Origin of the sequence: Bartonella sp. AP150HLJHH (assembly GCF_042196385.1) — a bacterium.
GTDB lineage: Bacteria > Pseudomonadota > Alphaproteobacteria > Rhizobiales > Rhizobiaceae > Bartonella.
Genome location: NZ_JBHIQC010000002.1, coordinates 94,304 through 113,204 on the forward strand (window position 1 = coordinate 94,304; position 18,901 = coordinate 113,204).

Annotated in this window: 17 protein-coding genes and 2 pseudogenes; 13 read left to right on the plus strand and 6 right to left on the minus strand. The window is 38.2% G+C overall.

The window, feature by feature from the left end; genetic code table 11:
* Positions 1 to 15: 15 nt before the first annotated feature.
* Positions 16 to 489 carry a transcription elongation factor GreA gene (gene greA, locus ACFING_RS01630; RefSeq protein WP_007347010.1) on the minus strand — a complete coding sequence of 158 codons (474 nt, stop codon included), beginning with the start codon at positions 487 to 489 and terminating at the stop codon, positions 16 to 18.
* 338 nt (positions 490 to 827) lie between these two features.
* Between greA and ACFING_RS01635 the strand changes: the two genes are divergently transcribed.
* The 3 genes from ACFING_RS01635 to ACFING_RS01645 all read left to right on the plus strand — a co-directional run bounded on the left by ACFING_RS01635 (position 828) and on the right by ACFING_RS01645 (position 5,121).
* Positions 828 to 1,142: an SH3 domain-containing protein gene (locus ACFING_RS01635; RefSeq protein WP_375612971.1), complete on the plus strand. Its 315-nt coding sequence runs from the start codon at positions 828 to 830 to the stop codon at positions 1,140 to 1,142.
* A gap of 257 nt (positions 1,143 to 1,399) precedes the next feature.
* Complete coding sequence (gene uvrB, locus ACFING_RS01640) at positions 1,400 to 3,709, plus strand: excinuclease ABC subunit UvrB (RefSeq protein ID WP_375629393.1); 2,310 nt, start codon at positions 1,400 to 1,402, stop codon at positions 3,707 to 3,709.
* Positions 3,710 to 4,338: 629 nt separating this feature from the next.
* Positions 4,339 to 5,121, plus strand: a complete 783-nt coding sequence (locus ACFING_RS01645; RefSeq protein ID WP_375629396.1) for a BA14K family protein — start codon at positions 4,339 to 4,341, stop codon at positions 5,119 to 5,121.
* A 69-nt stretch (positions 5,122 to 5,190) separates the two neighbouring features.
* On the opposite strand, the pseudogene ACFING_RS01650 reads toward ACFING_RS01645, so the two are convergent.
* A pseudogene (locus ACFING_RS01650) lies at positions 5,191 to 5,502 on the minus strand (MBL fold metallo-hydrolase); the annotation flags it as partial.
* 4 nt (positions 5,503 to 5,506) lie between these two features.
* Here ACFING_RS01650 and ACFING_RS01655 point away from each other — a divergent pair.
* Together ACFING_RS01655 and ACFING_RS01660 are read left to right on the plus strand one after the other, a co-directional pair.
* Positions 5,507 to 5,905 (plus strand): annotated as a pseudogene (locus ACFING_RS01655) (sensor histidine kinase); the annotation flags it as partial.
* Between the two features lie 472 nt (positions 5,906 to 6,377).
* Positions 6,378 to 7,001 (plus strand): BA14K family protein, encoded by a 624-nt coding sequence (locus tag ACFING_RS01660; RefSeq protein ID WP_375629399.1) that lies wholly within the window; start codon positions 6,378 to 6,380, stop codon positions 6,999 to 7,001.
* A 69-nt stretch (positions 7,002 to 7,070) separates the two neighbouring features.
* On the opposite strand, the gene ACFING_RS01665 is transcribed toward ACFING_RS01660, so the two are convergent.
* Positions 7,071 to 7,721, minus strand: coding sequence for an MBL fold metallo-hydrolase (locus ACFING_RS01665; protein WP_375629401.1), 651 nt, complete (start codon positions 7,719 to 7,721; stop codon positions 7,071 to 7,073).
* Positions 7,722 to 7,864: 143 nt separating this feature from the next.
* Between ACFING_RS01665 and ACFING_RS01670 the strand changes: the two genes are divergently transcribed.
* Both ACFING_RS01670 and ACFING_RS01675 read left to right on the plus strand, forming a co-directional pair.
* Positions 7,865 to 8,569 carry a response regulator gene (locus tag ACFING_RS01670; RefSeq protein WP_375629404.1) on the plus strand — a complete coding sequence of 235 codons (705 nt, stop codon included), beginning with the start codon at positions 7,865 to 7,867 and terminating at the stop codon, positions 8,567 to 8,569.
* Positions 8,570 to 8,577: 8 nt separating this feature from the next.
* Positions 8,578 to 9,918, plus strand: a complete 1,341-nt coding sequence (locus tag ACFING_RS01675) for an ATP-binding protein (RefSeq protein WP_375629405.1) — start codon at positions 8,578 to 8,580, stop codon at positions 9,916 to 9,918.
* Positions 9,919 to 9,963: 45 nt separating this feature from the next.
* Here ACFING_RS01675 and ACFING_RS01680 read toward each other — a convergent pair whose 3' ends face one another.
* Both ACFING_RS01680 and ACFING_RS01685 read right to left on the minus strand, forming a co-directional pair.
* Positions 9,964 to 10,464, minus strand: a complete 501-nt coding sequence (locus tag ACFING_RS01680) for a YbjN domain-containing protein (RefSeq protein WP_375629408.1) — start codon at positions 10,462 to 10,464, stop codon at positions 9,964 to 9,966.
* 403 nt (positions 10,465 to 10,867) lie between these two features.
* Positions 10,868 to 11,113: an accessory factor UbiK family protein gene (locus ACFING_RS01685; protein ID WP_273791228.1), complete on the minus strand. Its 246-nt coding sequence runs from the start codon at positions 11,111 to 11,113 to the stop codon at positions 10,868 to 10,870.
* A 305-nt stretch (positions 11,114 to 11,418) separates the two neighbouring features.
* Here ACFING_RS01685 and lgt point away from each other — a divergent pair, with 305 nt between their 5' ends.
* The 4 genes from lgt to ACFING_RS01705 all read left to right on the plus strand — a co-directional run bounded on the left by lgt (position 11,419) and on the right by ACFING_RS01705 (position 15,651).
* The gene (gene lgt / locus ACFING_RS01690; protein WP_375629411.1) at positions 11,419 to 12,297 is read left to right on the plus strand and encodes a prolipoprotein diacylglyceryl transferase; all 879 of its coding nucleotides are present in this window, start codon (positions 11,419 to 11,421) and stop codon (positions 12,295 to 12,297) included.
* A complete protein-coding gene (locus tag ACFING_RS01695) occupies positions 12,272 to 13,351 on the plus strand; it encodes a class I SAM-dependent methyltransferase (RefSeq protein WP_375629414.1) in 1,080 nt (359 codons plus the stop codon). Before lgt ends, ACFING_RS01695 begins: the two co-directional genes overlap by 26 nt.
* Before the next feature lie 102 nt (positions 13,352 to 13,453).
* On the plus strand, positions 13,454 to 14,245 hold the full coding sequence (gene pgeF, locus ACFING_RS01700) for a peptidoglycan editing factor PgeF (protein ID WP_375629417.1): 792 nt from the start codon (positions 13,454 to 13,456) through the stop codon (positions 14,243 to 14,245).
* Positions 14,246 to 14,718: 473 nt separating this feature from the next.
* Positions 14,719 to 15,651, plus strand: coding sequence for a ribose-phosphate pyrophosphokinase (locus ACFING_RS01705; RefSeq protein ID WP_375606345.1), 933 nt, complete (start codon positions 14,719 to 14,721; stop codon positions 15,649 to 15,651).
* Here the strand turns inward: ACFING_RS01705 and ACFING_RS01710 are convergent.
* On the minus strand, positions 15,648 to 17,147 hold the full coding sequence (locus tag ACFING_RS01710; protein WP_375629420.1) for a helicase HerA domain-containing protein: 1,500 nt from the start codon (positions 17,145 to 17,147) through the stop codon (positions 15,648 to 15,650). The genes ACFING_RS01705 and ACFING_RS01710 overlap by 4 nt on opposite strands.
* A gap of 292 nt (positions 17,148 to 17,439) precedes the next feature.
* Between ACFING_RS01710 and ACFING_RS01715 the strand changes: the two genes are divergently transcribed.
* The gene (locus tag ACFING_RS01715; protein WP_375611180.1) at positions 17,440 to 18,069 is read left to right on the plus strand and encodes a 50S ribosomal protein L25/general stress protein Ctc; all 630 of its coding nucleotides are present in this window, start codon (positions 17,440 to 17,442) and stop codon (positions 18,067 to 18,069) included.
* A 75-nt stretch (positions 18,070 to 18,144) separates the two neighbouring features.
* A complete protein-coding gene (gene pth / locus ACFING_RS01720; protein WP_375629423.1) occupies positions 18,145 to 18,771 on the plus strand; it encodes an aminoacyl-tRNA hydrolase in 627 nt (208 codons plus the stop codon).
* The last annotated feature ends 130 nt before the right edge of the window (positions 18,772 to 18,901 follow it).

The window sequence follows — 18,901 nt, forward strand, 5'->3', positions numbered from 1 at the left end:
TAATCCATATGTTATTTAGATGTACTGAACCTTAATGATCTCGTAATTATGCGCACCACCTGGTGCATTCACCTCAATCACATCACCTTCTTGCTTGCCAATAAGTGCACGTGCGATAGGCGAAGAAATAGAGATTTTTCCAACCTTTACATCAGCTTCTTGATCTCCTACGATCTGATACACTTTTTTTTCCTCAGTATCCTCATCCAAGAGTTTAATGGTTGCACCAAATTTTATTTTGTCACCTGAAAGACGCGAGACATCTATAACTTCTGCTCGTGCGATATAATCTTCAAGCTCATTTATACGCCCCTCATTATGACTTTGCGCTTCTTTAGCTGCATGATACTCAGCATTTTCAGATAAATCACCATGCGCACGCGCCTCAGAAATTGCTTCAATAATTCGCGGACGCTCCTGTTGTTGACGCCAACGCAACTCTTCTTTAAGACTCTCAAAACCAGCTGTAGTCATCGGAACTTTTTCCATAATCCGTCCCTTTCTATTACACGGAAGGTTTAATAAAAATACAAAAAACGGCTTCCAAAATTACTTTTGGAATCCGAAAACTACGATCTTTTTTATTATATAGTACAGTATCACTGTTTTCCATACAAAAATAAATAAAGGAAACAAAACATGCACAAATAGTGATTAAAACATCTCATTTTGGTGTTTAAAACGTTAAACTTCACTCTTCTCTTTAAAGTGTCCTAAAGAAGAAAGAATTGTATTTTTTTCTGTTTTATCATAATCTAGTAAAAGAAATTATATAGAATATGAAGAGAGAAGGATAGAAAATCTCTAAAGAAATTCTTTACAGAAAAATGAAAAAAATCGTCATTTTTTTTATGTTTGGCTCTTTCTTTTTAGCCACAACAATATCAGAGGCAGCAGATGCTTTTGTTACGAGAAATCTTAATTTTAGAACAGGTCCCAGCACTCAGTATGCACTTTGCGGCTTAATCTCTGCTGGAGAATTAGTTTTTGTTAAAAACTGTGAAGGAAATTGGTGCCATATCCGATATAACACTCAAATAGGTTGGGTGTCATCTCGTTATCTTTCATTTAAAGATGGAAATGATCTTTATCACACATATACAATGTCTTTAATGCCCAAACGTACCGATTATTCTCCATAACAGCCATAATAACTTATGCCCTCTTGAATATCACCATGGCAAAAATGCAATAGTGTTCACGAACAACCACAAATATGCTCCTTCCAAAGAAATACTTCGAAGAATTTGTCTCATAAAAACTTGATCCATATCCTAATGAAGGCTCCAATAAACCAAAACAAATCTGTTCAATAACGTTTTGCTGTTGTCGTAATAAATTTGTAAAAATTAGTATTTTCTTTAAAATCACCAGCACTTTTCTATCAAAGGATACAACAATGAAAAATGGTGTTACTGCAACAGTAGAAGCTCTTTCTGCTCTTATTGCTTCAGGTAATCCTCTTTTTAAGAATGGTGCATTATGGACACCTCACCGCCCCATTCGTCCTGAAAAATCTGAAGGTGGTATTCCATTTCAACTCGAAACATCTTTTAAACCAGCGGGAGATCAACCTCAAGCTATTAAAACTCTGGTTGAGGGAATTCAAAAAAATGAACGTACGCAAGTGCTTTTGGGTGTTACCGGCTCAGGGAAAACCTATACAATGGCCAATATCATTGAAAAAACACAGCGTCCAGCTCTGATTTTAGCTCCCAATAAAACTCTAGCAGCGCAGCTTTATGGGGAATTTAAAAGTTTTTTTCCCCATAATGCCGTCGAATATTTTGTTTCCTATTATGACTATTATCAACCAGAAGCCTATGTTGCACGCTCAGACACTTATATTGAAAAGGAATCCTCAATTAATGAACAAATCGACCGGATGCGTCATGCTGCAACACGCGCTGTCTTAGAGCGTGATGATGTTATTATCGTCGCATCTGTCTCCTGCATCTACGGAATTGGTTCCGTAGAAACCTATACGGCCATGACCTTCGAAATAGAAAAAGGGGACAAACTCAATCAACGAAAACTCTTGGCTGATTTAGTCTCTCAACAGTATTATCGACAAGATATCAACTTCGTTCGTGGTTCCTTTCGTGTACGAGGGGATACAATCGAAATTTTCCCTGCCCACCTCGAAGATCGTGCTTGGCGTATTTCGCTCTTTGGCGATGAAGTGGAAACAATTACGGAATTTGATCCTCTCACCGGACAAAAAACAGGCGATCTTCAATCAATTAAAATTTATGCCAACTCACACTACGTAATACCACGCCCAACACTTAACCAAGCGATGAAATCTATCAAAATGGAACTCGTTCAACGCCTCGATGAGTTGAACGAAGCTGGACGTCTTTTAGAAGCACAACGTTTAGAACAACGTACAGTTTTTGATTTGGAAATGTTGGAAACCACCGGTTCATGTCCGGGAATTGAAAATTATTCACGTTATTTAACAGGACGAAATCCCGGTGAACCACCCCCAACTTTATTCGAATATATTCCACTCAATTCTCTTGTTTTTATCGATGAAAGCCATGTAACCATTCCCCAAATTGGTGGTATGTACCGAGGTGATTTTCGCAGAAAAGCAACCTTAGCAGAATATGGTTTTCGCCTCCCTTCTTGTATGGATAACCGTCCTTTGCGCTTTGAAGAATGGGATGCTATGCGCCCACAAACGATTGCTGTCTCCGCAACACCTGGACGGTGGGAAATAGAACAATCTCACGGTACTTTTGCAGAACAAGTTATTCGCCCCACAGGGCTTGTTGACCCACCAACAGAGGTTCGTCCAGCCAAAAATCAAGTCGATGATGTTGTGAATGAAATTCGTAAAACAATTCAAAAAGGCTACCGCACACTAGTGACCGTCCTAACCAAGCGTATGGCCGAAGATTTAACGGAATATCTGCACGAACAAGGTATTCGTGTACGCTATATGCATTCCGACATTGATACATTAGAACGCATTGAGATTCTACGCGATCTTCGGCTTGGCACCTTTGATGTCCTCATCGGTATCAACCTGCTCCGAGAAGGCTTAGATATTCCAGAATGTGGTTTTGTTGCCATTCTAGATGCCGATAAAGAGGGCTTTTTGCGCTCTGAAACTTCCCTCATACAAACAATCGGACGTGCTGCACGTAACGTAGATGGCCGTGTTATCCTCTATGCAGATACGATCACTGGTTCCATAAAACGAGCCTTACAGGAGACACAAAGACGTCGACAAAAACAAATAGCCTATAATGAAGAACACCATATCACACCGAAAAGTATCAAAAAAAATATCGGAGATATTCTCAATTCAGACTATGAAAACAACCATATTCGTACAAATATCCCTGATGTCATCGAGAAAAAAAATATGGTTGGCAACAATTTAGCATCTCATATTAAACACCTCGAAAAATTAATGCATGAAGCAGCTGCTGATCTTAATTTTGAAGAAGCAGCACGCCTTCGCGATGAAATCAAACAATTACAAAAGATAGAACTAGAACTCGCAGAGAATCCCTTAACACATCATAGAGAACAATCCCCCCATGAGCCCGTGTTACAACCAAGTCTTTTCTCCAAACCAGACCTTGCACACATGGGACCAACCATGGACACTGGTATTTTGGAAAATCAAAAAGGAAAATCTCGTAAAAACACCCCTAATCAAGCAACAATAAAACGAAAAAAACGCAATCAATGAAGGAGCAAAAAATTTCAAACCGCATAAAATAATCTTCAGCTCTTCTAAAAAAAGACGAAAGCTCAAAAGCAAACAGCGTTATCCGAAAAATAGACAACCTCCAACATCAAGGGTGCTTCAATTTGTCTAAAACAACATGAGAGAGAACATTTTATAAAAAATTTCTAAAATATATTATCTTTATACAGTTATACTCTGATATCTAACTCAATATTATTTATCCTTACAAGAAAATATTCAAATAGGACACTGTCCTATAACACAAATAAAGTAAAATAAGACTTTCTCATAGAACCATAAGCCTATGATAAAAAATGATAACTTTTATTCATATCCCTATTGTTCAATTTATATTGTACCAAACAATAAAAAATTATCCCTAAATAAAGAGTTTATATTCCATAGTAAAAAATCGTGGACTCTCAATACAAACTTATTAATTAACCTCAAGCAGAGTACATTAATTGAAATCAAAATTCTGTTATGATTTCATTTTACTGTCTCCGCGATAGATTTAACTAAATAAATTTTTATTTTTTTGTCACAATAAAGCCCAAAATTGTTCAGGCTCTATTCAGTTTGAAACGTATAGGATGTGAAAAATACGAATTTACACAAGGAGCATCATTATGAAAAAAGTGATCAGGCTAGCGGTATTATCAGCAATGTCAACTGTGACCGTTTTGATGCCGCTAAATGCAACGCTTGCGGATATGGCATGGAATCGTAGTGACTCTATCTCGAGAGAAATAGATGATATGATGAGGAAGATGCGTAAAGAAACAGATGATGCGATAAGGGAAATGAGGAAGAAAGCTGATATTCTGCCTTGCGGTTTTTCTCGCTCCCATTGTTCTGATAAAAAACGTAGCTTTTTATCTGATGATTTCCAAAAGTTTGTTGATGATTTCCACAAGAGTTCTGATGACAACAAGAGAAGATTTAAAGCCAAACATGAAAGGTCTGTAGCCAAACAGAGTAAGACGGAACAACAACATCATCATCACCACCACCACCATTATCATCATGTTGAAAACAAAACATATCATTACGTCGAGCGCAAAAAGACAAAACACAGTAATATTCATATAGATAACTCAGGAGATGCTTTAGCGGTGGGTATTCTTGGTCTTGCAACAGGTACGATTCTTGGTACAATTTTAAAAAAACCAGAACAGCCACAAGTGGTTTATCAAATAGTACCACAAAATCAGGTAATTTATCAAAAAGTTCCGCAAAATCAAAGAGTTTATCAAGTGCAGCAAACAGTGGCATATGAGCCATTCCAGCAATCATTAGAATCTGATTGGCTTAACTATTGCAAGAAAAAATACCGTTCCTTTAACCCTAAAACAGGGACCTTTCGAGACCGTAATGGTTTGGAACACATTTGTTATGCCCCAATAAATTAACTTCTGTTCTGCCCTACTAAAAAGTTTTAAATGGCAAAAAAAAACGCTTCAAAGCGTTTTTTTGTTTTCTCATATATTAAAATCTTGAAGAAAAGGATTATTTTGGTGCTCATAGCCTATACTACTTTTGGGATCATGCCCACAGATAAAACAAACATCATCGCCTAAGGGTAAAACTTTTTCTCGAAGGGATTTCATCAATTTTTCATAAGAACAGAAGGGGAAGTCCGTACGTCCAATAGAACCACGAAAGAGAACAACACCCAAGAAGGCTAAGCGCTCTTTTTCATTGAAATAAATAACATGACCAAGAGAATGCCCTAGTGTATGCAAAACCCTAAACTCATGTCCAGCAAAATACACACACTCACCATCTTCTAACTATATCGAACAACGCCCCATGATGCTTGCGGATGTAAGCCATGATTTAAGAACCATTCCCACCCGTTTCAAACTTCAGCTAACATTAGCAAATAATGACTTTGATATCAAGCCGCTTGAGCAAGATGTGAGCGACACGCAAAACATGTTAGAAGATTACCTTGCTTTTGCCCGTAGTGAAGAAAGTGAATGTGTTAAAACTTTTGATTTAAATGCTCTTATGCAAAAATTCTCCACCGATGCGCATCTTCACAAACGTCAATTTTCCTACACCATTGAAAGCCCTACACAAATACAAGCACGCCCACGTGCCTTCACGCGTCTCATCAGCAATATTGTGTCAAATGCATTTTGTCATGCCAATACTGTCAAACTAACAGCCATATCCCAACAAGAATGTTTCCCATATATCAAAAAAAGTTCCCGCAATATATTATATTTATACAGTTATAATATGATATCGAACTCAATATTTAGCCTCACAAGAGAGTAGTCAAACAGGACTGTATTCAATCACACAAATAAGGTTCTATCTTAGCACCATAAGCCTATAATAAAAAACGATAACTTTTGTTCATACACCTATTGTTCAATTCATATTGTATCAAGCAATAAAAAATTACTCATCAATAAATAATTTATAACCAATAGTAAAAAATCTGGTGCTCTAAATACAAACTGCTTAATTAATCTTAAGAAGAGTACATTAATTGAAATCAAAATTCTGTCATGATTTTATTTTATTGTATTGATAATAGTTTTAACTAAATGAATTTTTATTTTTTTGTCACAATAAAGTCCAAAATTGTTCAGTCTCTATTCAGTTTGAAACGTGTAGGATGTGAAAAATACGAATTGACACAAGGAGCATCATTATGAAAAAAGTGATCAGGTTAGCGGTATTATCAGCAATGTCTACTGTAACCATTTTGATGCCATTAGATCCAACGCTTGCGGATATGGCATGGTATCATAACTATGATATGAGAAGGGAGGCTGGTTTACCGTCTCACAATTTTAGCTCCCATTTTTCTCATAGTGAACATCACTCTTTTGATAACCCCCACACGCGTCATTATGTTAGCCATAAATGGGGAGCACAACAACACCATCATGTTGAACACAAGACATATCATTATGTCGAGCGCAAAAAGACAAAACACAGTAGTATTAATATAAATAACTCAGGAGAAGCTTTAGCAATGGGCATTCTTGCTCTTGCAGCAGGTGCACTTCTCGGCAAAATTTTTAAAAAATCAGAACAGCCACAAGTTGTTTATCAAACCGCACCACAGCATCAAATTGAATATCAACAGGTTCCACAAGAACAGATAATTTATGAAACTCCGCAAACGGTGGAATATGAGCCAGTACAACAATCATTAGAGTCTGATTGGCTTCAATATTGCAAGAAAAAATACCGTTCTTTCAACCCTAAAACAGGAACTTTCCGAGACCGTAATGGTTTGGAACACGTTTGTTATGCCCCAATAAATTAACTTCTGTTGTGCTCTACTAAAAAGTCTTAAATGGCAAAAAAAAACGCTTCAAAGCGTTTTTTTATTTGCTCATATATTAAAATCTTGAAGAAAAGGATTATTTTGTCGCTCATAGCCTATGCTACTTTTGGGACCATGCCCACAGATAAAACAAACATCATCGCCTAAAGGTAAAACTTTTTCTCGAAGGGATTGCATCAATTTTTCATAAGAACAGAAGGGGAAGTCCGTACGTCCAATAGAACCACGAAAGAGAACATCACCCAAGAGGGCTAAGCGCTCTTTTTCATTGAAATAAATAACATGACCAGGAGAATGCCCTGGTGTATGAAAAACCTTAAACACATGTCCAGCAAAATGAACGCACTCACCATCTTCTAACCATCGATCAGGAATACAAATGCAAGCATCAGTGATGCCATAATTTTTTGCGCTTTCGCTCACGGCATCCATCACAGGCTTATCATCGCGATGTGAACCGATAATTTTTACATTAAGCGCTTCTTTTACTTGCATTGCTGCTCCTACATGATCAAAATGACCATGTGTTATCCAAATAGCCTCAACGATAACACCATTCTTTTCGATTACGTCTTGAATCCGAGGCCAATCACCACCAGGATCAACGAGAACCCCCGTTTTACATTCACTATCAAAAAGCAAAGTGCAATTTTGTTGGAATGTCGTAACTGGAATAATATGTATATTAAGACTACCCATAATATCCTTTTCAAAAATAACTTTTTTAAATTTATAAATAAAACTTTCTCTCCTTTAAGGTAAAGGTGCTGCTCGACAGCTTTATACAACTTATGTAAACTTGCATTTTGTGTAAACTAAATTTTTATCAAGGTTTTTTAAGAATGAGCAATCACGTTCAAGTTTTGTGTGACGATGCCCCTCACCTTCTTGTGATTGATGACGATACACGTATTCGCAATCTTTTATTTCAGTTTCTCATTAAAAATGGATTTCGTGTTTCAGTTTCAGCTAATGCGAATGAAGCAAGACGACTGTTAGCAAGTTTAGATTTTGATCTTCTTATTGTTGATGTCATGATGCCTAGCGAAAACGGTATTGATCTCACTCATTCACTCCGCCAAACAAAAGATGTCCCTATCTTCATGTTAACAGCTTTATCAGAAATAGGCAATCGTATCCGTGGATTAGAAGCAGGGGCAGATGATTATCTGGCTAAGCCGTTTGACCCTCGTGAACTTCTCCTTCGCATCAACGCCATTTTACGACGTGGTTTTCCCCCTCACCAACCCAAAATTGAGCAAATAGTTTTTGGTCCTTATATATTTTCAATTTCACGACGCGAACTCAAAAAAGGAGGAGAAATTATTAAATTAACAGATAAAGAACAAGAAATGATGATCATTTTTGCCGAAAATGCAGGCGATACAATTCCGCGCCATAAATTCGCGACCGATGACAGCAATGTAGGTGAACGTGCCATTGATGTGCAGATCAACCGCCTTCGTCGTAAGATCGAAAAAAACCCAGCACTGCCTATATGGCTCCAAACCGTGCGAGGAATAGGGTATAAACTCTCTATTGAATAGGCACAAGAATGATCAAACCTTTAAGATTTTTTCTTCGATGGTTAACGAAAAAAATGCCTAAACGGCTTTATGCTCGCTCTTTGATCATTATCATTGCTCCCATGGTGCTTCTGCAAACGGTCATTGCTTATGTCTTTATGGAACGCCATTGGCAAATGGTAACGGAGCGTCTTTCAACGGCTGTCGTGCATGATATTTCAGCCATTATTGATATTCTTGAAACATATCCCCAACAAGATAACTATGAAGATATCAAGCGTATTGCACAACAACGTATGGGATTAAATATTTCTATTCTATCTCCTACCTCCTTACCCCCTCCAGGACCTAAGCCATTTTTTGCAATTCTTGACTATTTTTTAAGTGAAGAAATCACCCGCCAAATTAACCGTCCCTTCTGGATCGATACCGTAGGAGATTCTGATCTTGTTGAAATCCGTATCCACCTTGGTCACAACATTTTACGCGTCTTTGCTCCACGCAGCCAAGCCTATGCTTCCAATACTGCTATTTTTTTAAGCTGGATGGTAGGAACAGCTCTTGTTTTATTGCTGATAGCAATTTACTTTTTACGCAATCAAATCAAACCGATTCAACAATTGGCTGAAGCAGCAGAAAGCTTTGGACGCGGTCGTCCTTTACCAAAAGGATTTCAACCACAAGGAGCTGATGAAGTCCGTCGTGCAGGCATCGCTTTTTTACGCATGCGTGAACGTATTGAACGCCAAATTGAACAACGTACCATGATGCTCTCAGGAGTAAGTCATGATTTAAGAACCATTCTTACACGCTTTAAACTTCAGCTGGCATTAGTAAATACTGACTTTGATATTAAACCGCTTGAGCAAGATGTAAGTGACATGCAAAATATGTTAGAAGATTATCTTTCTTTTGCTCGTGGTGAAGGAAGTGAAAGTATCAAGACTTTTGATTTAAATGCTCTTATGCAAAAATTCTCCACCGATGCTCGTCTTCACAAACGTCAATTTTCTTACACCATTGAAGGTCCTAAAGAAATACAAGTACGTCCCCGTGCTTTCACACGCTTAGTCAGCAATCTTGTAACAAATGCATTTTGTTACGGCACGACTGTTAAACTAACCGCTAACTCTCAACAAGAATCTTTTATATTGATAATCGATGATAATGGACCTGGAATTCATAAAAATATGCGCACAGAAGTTTTTAAGCCATTCTTTCGACTTGATAAAGCGCGAAATCAAGATGCAAGTGGAACAGGACTTGGTCTTTCTATTGCTCAAGACATAGCACGCAGCCATGGTGGCAATATACAATTAGATGAAAGCCCACTCGGGGGAGTGCGCGCTATTCTTGATGTCCCCCTATGAGCAATATTTCCGCAAACCGTCTGTAAAAATAACAGACTGTATATTTTAGGCATTCCCTACAGTTTCAAACAAAGTGTATTGCAGTGCTTTGTAAGCACTTTCTCCCGACAAAGCAACCATCTGAAATGCAACATAATGGCTTTCACAAGCTTTAAGTGCATGTATCAACAATGTTTCAACCTGTATATGAGATGGATGCATCCCACCAGCCAAAAGAAGACCTTGTCGATAAATGACTGAATTATTCCTTTGCCAGTAATCAAAATGTCCCAACAACAACTTTTCATTAATTGCTAGCAATAAGCGCTGTATTTCAGCTGTTCGAGCATTTTTAGTAGAGAGATCAAACGAACAAGCTAAATGAAGTGCTTCATGCTCTTCCATCCATGAAAAAGCAAGACGATAGTTTGCGCGTTTTCCTTCCACACAAACGCTAATTTCATCTTGTGCATCCCGCTCAAACGACCAATCATATTCACAGGCAATCTGTTCGATAAAGTCAACAGGGTGCTCTTTTCTTTCTGTGGCGCAAAATGCAAGCCTCATCACAATCCTCAATCATCTTAAAACATTGTCAACAGAATATAAACCGTCTAAACTGTAACAATATTTTGCTACAATCAGAACCTTTACACCAAACAAATACACATAAAAACATCGACAGTACACAAACACCCAGAACACAATCGCGCTGTTTAGGGCAACCTGATAGTCATAAAACGAATCATCAAGTCTTTTCAGTGTATTGATACAATTTCATAGCGCCAGCCCCCCTGATTCAAAAAAATGTATTTTACCCAAAAAAAAATCAAAAATAAACAAATGATCCGCTCTAACAGACTCAAGATTAAGCATTTTTTAGTTTCACGCATCACATTGAAAAATTGGGGATATTTTTTGAAGATTCTTTTTTTAAGAAACTATTTTACTTTTTTGTGTCTGCGTTTTTTTAATCATCTTTTTTTAAATCATCAAGGCGCCTTTTCAAATCAGCATTATCAGCATGGATTTTCAGCACCATCTCCTTAAAAGTCTCAAACTCTTCGCGAGAAACAAGATCAAGTTTGTTTGCTATCTTTTCAGCCTGCACACGAAAAGCTGTTCCAGCTTCACGTCGTATGCCTTGCGCAACGTCAGCAGCATCCGTTGCTAATTTTGCTAATTCATCAAGAATACGATTTGATCCATTACGCATAACATTTTTCCTTAAATTTTAATTATTGACGCACGCATTATAGCGTATTCTCATAACATTTAGATACTGTAATTTGTTCCTTTTACTCTATATTTTACATACTATGTAGACTTTATCATAACGATTTTGTTTAAGATTTTTTAATATTCCTTTATCACCATATTTTTTACCGCGATAAATCAGTGGAAATCTATCTCCCTTTCTGACTAGCCTCCCTACTGACTTGACCATTGTGCATTCATCTGTCATTTCTGACCATCAGAGTCACTTCATATTCATCTCGTATAATGTAAAATGCTTAACTCATGAACAATCTGTCTTGTCCAGCCATTGCTTTTCCGTCTTTCCTTGATCCTGTCATTATCCAGCTAGGTCCCATAGCACTTCATTGGTATGGACTTGGTTACGTACTGGGTATTCTTTTTGCTTGGTGGTATGCGCAAAAATTATTAAAAAAAACATCTCTATGGTATAGAGACCACCCTCCTATGGATAAAGAAAAGATCGGAGATTTTGTTGTCTGGTCTGCCATAAGTGTTGTTATCGGAGGGCGTTTAGGACAAGTTCTTGTATGGGATCCCATTTACTATTTTAACCATCCAAGTGCTATTATTGCCGTATGGGATGGGGGAATGTCCTTTCATGGCGGACTTATTGGTATTATCATTGCTATGATTTGGTTTGCCCGTAAAAATTATATTAACATACGAGCCATGTTTGATATCATTGCTGCAGGTGCGCCTATTGGTATCGGCATTGTACGAATCTGCAACTTCATCAACCAAGAGTTATGGGGCAATATCACTACACATCCTTGGGCTGTTTGTTTTCCTCTCGATCCTTACTATTTACCGCGCCATCCAAGCCAGCTTTACGAAGCATTTATGGAAGGATTTCTTCTCTTCATCATCCTGTGTCTTCTTATTTTTGGGTTCAAAGCATTAAAGCGTCCCAGTACTGTATCAGGAACATTTATTATAGGCTACGCAGTAACACGCAGCATTTCTGAAATTTACCGTGCGCCTCAAGAAGATCCAGAATGGTTTTCGACTCTTTTCCATTCTACTGGTTTTACCTATGGCATGGCTTTATCTCTTCCCATGCTTCTTGTAGGGTTTTATCTTCTTCTCCACGCCTTTAAATATAAACCGACAGAAAATGGCCAATCTCAAAGAAAAAATTAAAGAAATTATTGTCCTTAATGGACCAATCACTGTTAGCCAATATATGACGTTGGCACTCACCGATCCCCAATTTGGTTATTATCACACACAAACCCCTTTTGGACATGCTGGTGATTTCATTACAGCACCTGAAATAAGCCAATTATTTGGAGAGATGATTGGCATTTGGACTCTTGCAAGCTGGAAAGCTCAAGGGTGCCCTCACCCTTTTATTCTCGCTGAAATAGGTCCAGGACGAGGAACTTTGATGGATGACATTTTGCGAACTATCCAAAAGCTCTCTCAAACGGCATTTAATGCTGCTGAAATTTTTCTGATCGAAATAAGCAAAAAACTTGCAAAAGAACAAAAAAAACGCCTTTTCTCTTATCAAAAACAAATCCATAGCATTGAAAATTTTAATAAAATTCCTTCAAAACCTCTCTTCCTCATTGCTAATGAATTTCTCGATACACTCCCTATCAACCAATATATTAAAGTCAATGGAGAATGGAAAGAGCGCCGCATTACAGTCAATCAAAATGGAGATTTCATCTTTATTGCTGCCCCGCATAAACTTCCCTCTTCTTGTCTACAAACCTGTTGTTCTAAAGTGCCTGACGGAACAATTTTTGAACATGCCCCCTTACGGCATCAATTCATGCAACAAATCAGCCACCATTTAGTGCAAGTGACAGGTTCTGCTTTACTTATCGACTATGGTGCTTGTGAGCTTGCCTTTGGCGATACCTTGCAAGCACTCTCAAAACATAGATTTCGTGATGTTTTTGATGCCCCTGGTGAACATGATTTAACATCCCATGTTGATTTTTCTTTTTTAAAAAACATAGCTCTTGAACAGGGCTGTTTTGCTGAAATCTTCGAGCAAGGAGATTTTCTTTTTAAAATGGGGCTACTGGAGCGCGTAAACCAGCTTGGAGTTGGCAAAAGTGCTCCTTTGCAAGACAAAATCCGCCAAGACATCGAACGGCTCGCTAGTCCAGATCAGATGGGAAAATTATTTAAAGTTTTACATTTCAGTGATAAAAATATCTCCATACCTCCCCAATTTTAATGATCGGCGCTTTTGTCAATAAGCACATCATTATCTGAAATATTCATTGACAAATATGAACATCTCCATCCTCACTTTAAATAATCTCCATAAGGAACTTTTATGAAATCTATCCCTCATCCCATTCTTGCAAAAAATCTTTCTACTTTACACTCCCATGGAATAAAACATGGATTTTTTACACGTCAAGGTGGTGTTTCAAAAAATCTTTATCATAGTCTTAATGTTGGGAAAGGTTCAAATGATCAACTTGAATATATTGTACAGAATCGTCTTTTGATTGCCAATTATTTTTCTATTGAAGCGCAAAATTTAGTCACAGTTAATCAAATACACTCCTGTAACGTTGTCGTAGCTCATCAAGCAATTATCGGTGCACCTCCTCAAGCTGATGCTCTGGTTACGACCACCCCAGAACTCGTTATTGGGGTTCTTACAGCAGATTGCGGACCCATTCTGTTTGCTGATCCACAAGCTGGAGTCATCGCTGCAACTCATGCTGGCTGGCGTGGAAGCTTAAATGGAATTATCGAGAAAACAATTGCTGTTATGGAAAAACAAGGAGCCAAAAGACAATCAATAACAGCAGTCCTTGGACCTTGTATTGGCCCTTATCACTATGAAGTAACAAATGAATTTTACGACCAATTTATTGATTACCACAGCAAATACCAAAAATATTTTTTAAAAACAGACAAAATAAATCGCTTTTATTTTAATCTATGGGCATTTATTATAAACCAACTCAAAGAAGCAGGTGTTAATGCTTCTTGTGTAGAGCTTTGTACCTATCAAGATGAACAGCGTTTTTTCTCCTATCGCCGTGCAATACACCGCAACGAACCCGATTACGGACGGCAGATTTCTGCTATTATGCTGAAAAACAAAAGATGAGCCTCTTTATGCTTGAGAACAATACCAAAACTGCAAAACTAAACTTTTTACCCAAATGTAAAAATAAATCCCATTGTACTTTGCTTTTTTCACGAAATTATCTACCAGCCCATAAAATATGATAGCCTTCGCTATGATCATTTTCAATGTTTGGTTATAATGATTGAAGGCAAGATGATACTTCTTTTTATTACTCCCCTTCATTCATCTTAAATATGAAGCATTCCCCATATTGAAAGTATTTTTATAAAGTAATAACCAAAAAGCTTAATCAATATGTATTTCTTTGCCGCATGGAGAAAAAACTTTGCTCTAAAAGTAATAAACTTTTGGAAAAAGAGAAAACATACTGCATAGCTCTTTAATAATAATCGATAAAATTGTAAGGCTTTTGTAATTGTTCTCTTGCAATTTAATAAAAAGAAATTAAAAACCGTGTCGCATTCCCACCATGATGATTCAGAGGTTCTACTATGAAACTTTTCTGCGGAAATTCTAATCCACGCCTAGCTGAAGATGTTGCAAATTATTTGAACATCCCCTTAGGCAAAGCGACTGTAAAGCGCTTTGCTGATCAAGAAATTTTCGTAGAACTGCATGAAAATGTACGTGGACAAGATGTTTTTGTTTTGCAATCTACATCCTATCCCGCAAATGATCATTTGATGGAATTACTCATTATGATTGATGCCCTTCGTCGTTCTTCTGCGCGTCGTATTACAGCTGTTATCCCCTATTTTGGCTATGCCCGCCAAGATAGAAAACCAGGACCACGAACTCCTATTTCTGCAAAACTTGTTGCCAACCTAATTACTGAAGCAGGGGCCCATCGTGTTTTAACATTGGACCTTCATGCAGGACAAATTCAAGGTTTTTTTGATATCCCTACGGATAATCTCTATGCTGTTCCTGTCATTTCTCGCGATGTCAAAGTGCATTATTCTCTTGAAAATGTTATCGTTGTTTCACCTGATGTGGGTGGTGTGGTGCGTGCGCGCGCGCTCGCTAAGCGCTTGAACAGTTTGCTCGCTATTGTGGATAAACGTCGCGAAAGCCCCGGTGAATCAGAAGTTATGAATATCATTGGAGATGTATCGGGAAAAGATTGCCTTTTGCTTGATGATATTGTTGATTCAGGTGGAACTTTATGCAATGCAGCAAGTGCTCTGCTTAAACATGGTGCCAATAGTGTCACGGCTTATATCACGCACGGTGTTCTTTCTGGTAATGCAATCGAGCGAATTGCCAATTCAGAGATGAAAGAATTGGTTATTACAGATTCAATTATGCCAACACAAGCTATTGAGAAAACCCATAATATTCGTGTTTTGCCCATTGCCGACCTTATGGGAGAAGCAATAGCAAGGACAGCAGCAGAACAATCGGTTTCCAGCTTATTTGGTTAAAGTGGTTCCTTGGGGTCTCCCGGTGCTGTTTCAACACCAAGATCAGGAAAGGCAACAATACGTTGACCACTAAAATGCGTGTGAATAACAATAAGTCCACGCTCTTCAAAGTAGGTTAAAAGTCGGCGTGCACGGCTTAAAGAATGAGTCCCATAAAGACGTGCTAAAAATGCATCAGATGGACATGGCTTTCCCCCTAATGCGGACTGTGCCACGTTCAAGAAGACTCCTTGAACATCTTCTTCCAAACTTTCTGATATCTGCAAAATATGTTTCCAATGTTCACTGACAGCCGTTTGTTCATCAACAAAAGCCTGAGCAATAGCCAATTTACGCCGAAATTGTGAAAGATTAAAAGGAACCTTTGACATCCCATGGATACGGCAACGAACTGAAAAATCTTGATAAAGCACCGCTGTTGAACGATAAAAAGCTTCAGAATCCTCAAGAATTTCCCGAATAATATGTTCTGCTTGCCCGTCACGCTCAACATCAGAAAGTTCAGGAAATAAACTTGGGTTTTCTTCCAACAACTCTTGTTTTTTATGCACGACCTCCTCTAACATCTCGTGCATTGACTTTTCCCTCATCGGCTCTCGTTTTTGTTTAAATGGCGTTAAAATTTCCTCTGGTGAAGCAGTAAAAACGAGCTCTTGCACATCATCCCGCTCTGTTGGAAGTGGCATTAATTTAGGACTAGAAGAGCGTGCCAAAGTTTCAACAGAACCGATAATGATTGGTAAGGGACGTCGTGATAAAGCAGGGCCTAAAGCTATAAAATTTCCCCGTTCAAGATCTCTAAACATTTCCGCTTGGCGACGCTCCATTCCCAAAAGATCAGCAGCGCGCACCATATCAATATCTAAAAAAGTCCGCCCTATTAAAAAGTTTGAAGCTTCCGCAGCAACATTTTTGGCAAGCTTAGCCAAACGTTGTGTCGCAATAACACCAGCAAGACCACGTTTACGTCCTCGACACATAAGATTGGTCATAGCGCTCAAAGAAATTTTACGCGCTTCATCAGAAACTTCTCCTGCCGCAGTTGGAGCAAACAATTGTGCTTCATCGACAACGACAAGCATAGGATACCAATAATCACGTTCCACATCAAACAGTGCCCCAAGAAAAGCCCCAACAGCACGCATCTGTTGTTCAGTATCCAAGCCTTCAAGATTAAATACCACTGAAACTCGATGTTGTCGAATGCGATGGGCAATACGAGTCAATTCTAATTCACTACGTTGAGCTTCTACAATAACATGACCAAATTTATCTGCCAAAGTTACAAAATCGCCTTCTGGATCAATTACACAATGCTGCACCCACTTAGCACTTTGCTCCAAAAGACGGCGTAAAAGATGTGATTTCCCTGAACCAGAATTACCTTGTACAAGAAGACGTGTCGCCAATAATTCTTCCAAATCAAGAAGTGCTGGCATCGATTTATGCAAAGCACGACTCTCTGACATCTCACCCAAGGCAATCTCAACCTTCATAACATCTCCAGTGTTTGATTTTGAACATATCAGCGCCAGCACATATTGGTTGATTCTCCATCCACACCGTAATTTGTAACATTTCCTCCTTTTTAACGGTAGAAATCATCGATTTTTCCCACAACTCTTGCATCTATGAATAGTTTGAACTATAGAACAAACTTCTGCGTAGACACCCTTGGAGGCAACGCAGAATGGAGTGATCGCTGTTGGTTAGCGCATATCTTCATATCCATGCAAAAACTATTACTGTTTTTGAAGGATCTCCAATCATGTAAAAAGGACTTAAATTATGAGCAAAAGCTACACTCTTAAGGCCGAAAAACGCGAGCGGGTTGGTAAGGGGTCCTCCCGTGAACTTCGCCGCAACGGTCTTATTCCTGCTGTCATTTATGGTGAAAAACAACCTCCTTTGGCAATAACAGTTCCCTATAAAGAAATTTTCTACAAAATTCACGCTGGTGGCTTTCGCACCACCATTGCAACGATTATTCTTGACAAGCAAAAAATTATGGTTTTGCCAAAAGATTATCAACTCGATCCCGTGCGTGACTTTCCCCTCCATGTAGACTTTTTGCGCATTTCAGCAAAATCCGTTGTAGAAGTGAATATTCCTGTCCACTTCCTCAATGAAGATACGGCACCTGGACTTAAAAAGGGTGGTGTCCTCAATATTGTTCGGCACGAAATTGAATGTACAGCTCCAGCAAGTGCTATTCCTGAAGCTATTGAAATTGATCTCTCCAGCTACTCTATTGGTGATTCTATTCACATTTCAGCAGTGCAACTGCCAAAAGATGTGACTCCCATCATCCAAGATCGAGACTTTACCATTGCAACCATTGCAGCTCCTGCTGGCATGGATGTCAGCGATGAAACTTCTGAACAAGAAAATGATGAAGAAGACACACAAACTTCATAAAACTCAAAAGGCGGGAATTTTTCCGCCTTAATTTATGAGACATTACCCTTACTCATACTTTGACTGAAGATACACATGTGGCTTATTGCTGGTCTTGGCAATCCTGGTTTACAATATCAAAATAACCGCCATAATATCGGTTTTATGGCTGTTGATGCCATTTATCAGTCCTTCTCTTTTTCTCCATGGTCAAAGAAGTTTCAAGCAGAAATCTCCAATGGTTTCATAAATAATGAGAAAATTTTTCTTATAAAACCACAAACTTTCATGAATCTTTCTGGTCAAGCTATCGGTGAAGCTTTGCGATTTTATAAATTAGATTTAAAGAATTTGATCATCATTTATGATGAGCTAGACCTGTCACCGGGGAAAGTTCGTATAAAAATTGGTGGAGGAAATAATGGGCATAATGGCATTAAGTCTATTGATGCCCATTGTGGTACTGACTATTGTCGTATACGCATAGGAATTGGTCATCCTGGAAGCAAAGAACTTGTTCATCAACATGTCTTGGGGAATTTTACCAAATCTGATCAAGAATGGTTATCCCCTCTCTTAGAGACAATCGCAAAAAATATCGCTCTCCTTATAAAAGATGATAAATCCCTCTTTATGAATGAAGTTTCACAAACGATAAAATACAATCAGAACCATTGGCTTGCGTGTCCCAGTCGCGTGAAGAATATGGATAAGAACTCTTAAAAAAATCCTCTTATAAACTTTCTCAAAGGCAAAATCTGTTGGCAACGTGAGAAGCTAGAAAATAGAACAGAATACAAGCTTGTATACACCTTTGAAAAAGAAAGGCTTATATTCTCTTTTGAGAGAAAGA